The organism is Thiobacillus sp., assembly GCF_024708915.1.
The window spans coordinates 1-5,588 of sequence record NZ_JANJXQ010000143.1 but is presented as its reverse complement, the minus strand read 5'-3'; the positions used below and the strand labels follow the sequence as shown (position 1 = coordinate 5,588).

The window sequence follows — 5,588 nt, the reverse complement described above, 5'->3', positions numbered from 1 at the left end:
CACCCGATCGCCCTGACCCGGGTGAGCGTGGAATTCAGCCACGACCAGGCGGAATCGTGGATCGCCTGCACGGTGACCGCGGAAACCGTCGGCAAGACCGGGGTGGAAATGGAGGCGCTGACCGGCGTCAGCGTCGCGCTGTTGACGATTTACGATATGTGCAAGGCGGTCGATCGCGGCATGCGCATGGACGACATCCGATTGCTGGAAAAACAGGGCGGGCGCTCTGGCCATTGGCGTTCATCCCTTGCTGCGGGCGCCTAGTCATAACGTCATCTTGCACCTGCCTCGCGCCGCGGCATGATGCCGGGGTGGAGAAATCGAACCGCCGCATGCGTTTTTTCGGATTCCTGTTGCTGGGGATGTGGGCATGTTCGTTCGCCGTGCGGGCGGATCTGCCGGACGATCAGCGGTTTCCGGCCACGGGAAACCGGTTGCTGCTGTGGGTGGCGCCCGAGCGCGGACGCGCCGAATCCGAGGTGTACGCTGCGCAGCAACTGGCCGCACAAGGCGTGGAGACCTGGTCGCTCGACCTCGCCAGCGCCTATTTTCTGCCGCAGTTGCCGAGCAGCATGGATGAAGTGCCGATACGGGATATGGCTGACTGGCTGCGCGCCGCGCAGGCCAGCGGCAAACAGGTGACGGCCGTTGCCGTGGCACGCGCTGCGGTTCCGTTGTTGCGTGCCGCGGCCTCGCTTGAGCCGGCCGAACGGCAGCGGCTCTGCGTGCTGCTGCTGTATCCGAATCTCTACATGACGGCGGAACCGCTGGCCGCGCCGGATTATCTCGACCTGGAAACCTTGGCCGGCTTGCGGGTGCACGTGCTGCAGCCGCGCCGTTCCGCGGCGACGCCCTGGCTGTCCGGGCTGCTGGATCATCTGGCGCTGCACGGTGCGACGGCCAGTGCAACCGTTCTGGAAAGCCTGCGCGAGGGCTACTGGGCGCGCGAATCGCCGACTGAGTTTGAAATTGCCGAGAGCCGCCGCATGGATGCCATGCTGCTGCGCGAATTGAATGCCTGGGGGTGCAAATGAAACGATGGCTGACAGCGTGGGTGATGAGTCTGCTGCTGGCGGGCGGCGCACAAGCTGCCGGGTTCGAGGCGCGTGCCAGCGGGCCGGCACCGGAGTTGAAGGCGCGTGATTTGAATGGCGTGCCCGGAACGCTGGCCGACTACCGTGGCAAGGTGGTTCTGCTCAATTTCTGGGCGTCATGGTGCCCGCCCTGTCTGCGCGAAATGCCGTCGATGGAGCGGCTGCGGCTGAAGCAGGCCGGGCGGCCGCTGGCTATCGTCGCGCTGTCCAGTGCGGAAACGCCCGAAGAAGTGAAAGCCTATCTGTCCAGAATGAAACTGGGCTTCCCGATTCTGCTCGATCCCGATGGCAGCAACACCCAGCGCTGGAAGGTGTTTGCGCTGCCCACCACATTCCTGCTGGATGCCGAGGGCCGCGTGCGTCATGTCCTGACCGGCCCGACCGAATGGGATGAGGGGGAGGCCCTGCGGGTGATCGAGTCGCTGCTGGCGGAGTTGCCGACGCACGCAAAATAGACGAAATAAGGATGCTTAAGTCTTTAATAAACAAGGACTTTTCATCAGATGGCCTTATGGAACCATCAGCCTTTTCGCTTGCCATGCCGGGGGCTTGAAGTGCAAAATAACGGCATATTCGGAATATTTAATATATAGCCGTCCTCGCAGCATCCAGTGCCGATGCGCTGGCGCTGCTTCCAGCAGTCACCTAGTGTGTATATCCGGGCAGGAAAGAAGCGGCTCCATCGTGGAGCCGCGGGGGGGCGTTTTTGAATCCAGAGACCGCATGAACGCCAAAATAAAACTCGAAAATCACGACGCGCAGGAAATCAAGTACACCACCTGTTACATGTGCGCCTGCCGCTGCGGCATCAAAGTGACGCTGGAGGACGACAAGGTTCGTTTCATCCAGGGCAACCGCAACCATCCCACCAACCAGGGCGTGCTGTGCGCCAAGGGGTCGGCCGGGATCATGAAGCAGTATTCCACCGCCAAGCTGACGCGGCCGCTGATGCGCAAACCGGGCACCGAGCGCGGCGAGGGGATTTACGAGGCAATTTCTTGGGAGCAGGCGCTCGACGTGCTGAGCGACCGCCTGGAGGAAATCCGCGCCACCGATCCTTCCAAGCTGGGCTATTTCACCGGGCGCGACCAGATGCAGGCGCTGACCGGCCTGTGGGCGCAGCAGTTCGGCACCCCCAACTGGTCGGCACACGGCGGCTTCTGCTCGGTCAATATGGCGGCGGCCGGTCTCTATTCCATTGGCTTTTCGTTCTGGGAATTTGGCGCGCCCGACTGGGACTACGCCAAGTATTTCATCATGTGGGGCGTGGCCGAGGATCACTCGTCCAACCCGATCAAGATCGGCCTGGAAAAGCTCAAGCGTAAAGGCGGCAAATTCGTTACGGTTAACCCCGTCAGGACGGGGTATTCAGCCATCGCCGACGAATGGCTGCCGATCAAGCCCGGCATGGACGGCCTGCTGGCGATGTCGATGGTGCACGTGCTGCTGAAGCACGAGAAATTCGATTACGAATTCCTGGTTCGCTACACCAACGCCTCCTGGCTGGTGGTGCAGGCCCCCGGCCAGAAGGGCGACGGCCTGTTCCTGCGCGATGAAAACGATCAACCGCTGATCTGGGATATCGACAAGGAGGCTTTCAGGAACGGCATGGACGGCGATATCGCCCCCGCGCTGTTCGGCGAATACGTCGCGCCCGACGGCCGCCGCGTCAAGACCGTGATGTCGCTGATGGCCGAGCGTTATCTCGACCAACGCTACGCGCCGGAAAACGTCGCGCTGGAATGCGGCCTGCCGGCCGAAACCATCGAGCGCATCGCGCTGGAGATGGCGCACGTCGCATTCAAGGAGACGGTCGAGCTGCCGATCGAATGGACCGACGTGTGGGGCCGCAAGCACGACAAGGTGGTCGGCCGCCCGGTGGCGATGTACGCGATGCGCGGCATCGCGGCGCATTCCAACGGCTTCCATTCCTGCCGCGCCATCCACATGATCCAGATGCTGCTGGGCGCGCTCGACGCGCCGGGCAATTTCCGCGCCCGTGCGCCGTATCCGAAGCCGATCCCGCCGCACCAGCTGCCGGAAAACAACATCGACATCATCAACGCGCCGAATACGCCGCTGTCGCGCCCGCCGCTCGGCTTCCCGACGCGTCCGGAAGACCTGGTGATCGACGAGTTCGGCAACCCGCTGCGCATCGACAAGGCCTATTCGTGGGAGGTGCCGATCGCCTCGCACGGCCTGATGCACATGGTCATCACCAATGCGACCAACCACGATCCCTACGCACTCGATACGCTGATCCTGTTCATGGCCAACATGGCGTGGAACTCGACCATGAATACGGCGAACATTCAGGACATGCTGCGCGCCAAGGATCCGGAAGAGCCGGGCGAGTACAAGATTCCGTTCCTGGTGGTGATCGACGCCTTCCATTCGGAGATGACCAACTTCGCCGACCTGATCCTGCCGGACACCACGTATCTGGAACGTCACGACACCATCTCGCTGCTCGACCGGCCGATTTCCGAGCCGGATGCGGCGGCCGACGCCATTCGCTATCCGCTGGTCAAACCCGACCGCGACGTGCGTCCGTGGCAGGAGGTGATGGTCGAACTGGCGGGGCGCCTGAAATTCCCGGCTTTCACCAAGCCCGACGGCACGCCCAAATTCAGCGGCTACCAGGACTTCATCGTCAACTACGAACGTTCGCCCGGCATCGGCTTCCTCGCTGGCTGGCGCGGCAAGGACGGCACCCAGTCGCTGAAAGGCGAGCCGAATCCGAAGCAGTGGGAGAAGTACATCGAGAATCAGAGCTTCTACGCCCACCACTGGCCCGACAACCAGAAATACATGCGCTACGCCAACAAGGATTACCTCGACGTGGCGGCGGACGTCGGCTTCGTCGGCAAGGCCGAGCCCATCATCATGCAGTTCTATTCCGAGCCGCTGCAGAAATTCCGCCTCGCCGGGCAGGGCCTGTACGACGGTCCGCAACCCAACAACCTGGTCGACCGCGAGCGTCTGGTGAAATACTTCGATCCGCTGCCGATGTGGTACGAACCGCTCGAACAGCAACGCGTCGACGCGGATGAGTATCCCTTCTTCGCGCTGACCCAGCGCCCGATGTTCATGTACCACTCGTGGGATTCGCAGAACGTGTGGCTGCGTCAGATCATGGCGCAGAACTACATGTACATGAACGCGCGCAAGGCCGCCGAAATGGGCATCGAGGACTTCGACTGGATCTGGGTCGAATCGCACAACGGCAAGATCCGCTGCCAGGTCAAGACCATGGAAGGCACCCAGGAAAACACCATCTGGACCTGGAACGCCATCGGCAAGCAGAAGGGCGCTTGGGGCCTGAAGGAAAATGCGTCGGAAGCGACCAAGGGCTTCCTGCTCAACCACCTTATTTCCGAGCTGCTGCCGGAAAAGGCGGGCGAGCGGCGCGTCACCAACTCCGACCCGGTGACCGGCCAGGCGGCGTGGTTCGATCTGCGCGTGAAAATCTGGAAGGCCGCGCCGGGCGAAACCGGCTCGTGGCCGCAGTTCGACGCGCTGAAGGCCTATCCGGGCGACGAGCGCTACGAGCGTCCCGACGTGTTGCGCTACGACGCCCGCAGCCATGAGAAGAACTGAACAGCAGAACTGAGCAGCACCTGTATATATAAAGCGAGCACAACATGAGACTTGGATTGGTCATCGACCTCGACGTGTGCGTGGGCTGTCATGCCTGCGCCATCGCCTGCAAGGAATGGAACGCCTCCGGCACCATCGGCCCGTTGTCCGACTACCAGCCTTACGGCGCCGAGCCGTCGGGCGTGTGGTTCAACCGGATTCGCCATTACGAAATGGACGAGTATCCGAACAACAAGACGGTCAACTTCCCGATGTCGTGCATGCACTGCGAGGATGCCGACTGCGTCACCGTGTGCCCGACCGGCGCTTCGTACAAACGCGCCGAGGACGGCATCGTGCTGATCGACCAGGACAAGTGCATGGGCTGCAACTACTGCTCGTGGGCTTGTCCCTACGGCGCGCGCGAACTCGACCGCTCCAGCGGCACGATGAAGAAGTGCACCCTGTGCGTCGACCGCATCTACGATCAGGAACTGCCGGTGGAGGAGCGCCAGCCCGCGTGCGTGCTGACCTGCCCGGCGCACGCCCGCATGTTCGGCGATTTCGACGATCCCGATTCGGCGGTGTCGCGCACCGTGCGCGAGCGCGGCGGCTTCCCACTGATGCCCGAGCTCAATTACAACCCGACCAACCAGTACCTGCCGCCGCGCCGCAAGCCGGTGATTCCGGTCGACACCCAGCCCAAAGGCGGCCTCAAGGAAAGCATCAAGCAGTTCGCCAACAGGCTGGTTCGCCGCTAAGCCGCGTAGCCCTTAATTTGCGTCAGGAGTATCCATGCATCCCGCTTTCTCAGTCATCTTCTTTACCGTCGCATCGGGTGCCGGCTTTGGCCTGATTTCGCTGCTGTTCATCGCCGACACGTTCAAGCTCGGCGGCGGCTTCAGCCGCGAACAG

The 5,588-nt window shown here is 62.4% G+C and carries 5 protein-coding genes; all 5 read left to right on the top strand.

The features are described from left to right. Positions 1–264 (top strand): cyclic pyranopterin monophosphate synthase MoaC (locus Q0L94_RS10420; RefSeq protein ID WP_296753088.1); only part of this gene is annotated, 264 nt, incomplete at its 5' end. A 68-nt stretch (positions 265–332) separates the two neighbouring features. Continuing rightward, complete coding sequence (locus tag Q0L94_RS10415) at positions 333–1,034, top strand: hypothetical protein (protein ID WP_296753087.1); 702 nt, start codon at positions 333–335, stop codon at positions 1,032–1,034. Next, a complete protein-coding gene (locus Q0L94_RS10410) occupies positions 1,031–1,549 on the top strand; it encodes a TlpA disulfide reductase family protein (RefSeq protein ID WP_296753085.1) in 519 nt (172 codons plus the stop codon). The genes Q0L94_RS10415 and Q0L94_RS10410 overlap by 4 nt, the downstream gene beginning before the upstream one ends. A gap of 268 nt (positions 1,550–1,817) precedes the next feature. Then, complete coding sequence (locus Q0L94_RS10405) at positions 1,818–4,694, top strand: molybdopterin oxidoreductase family protein (protein ID WP_296753083.1); 2,877 nt, start codon at positions 1,818–1,820, stop codon at positions 4,692–4,694. A 44-nt stretch (positions 4,695–4,738) separates the two neighbouring features. Beyond that, positions 4,739–5,434, top strand: a complete 696-nt coding sequence (locus tag Q0L94_RS10400; protein WP_296753082.1) for a 4Fe-4S dicluster domain-containing protein — start codon at positions 4,739–4,741, stop codon at positions 5,432–5,434. Positions 5,435–5,588: the final 154 nt, after the last annotated feature.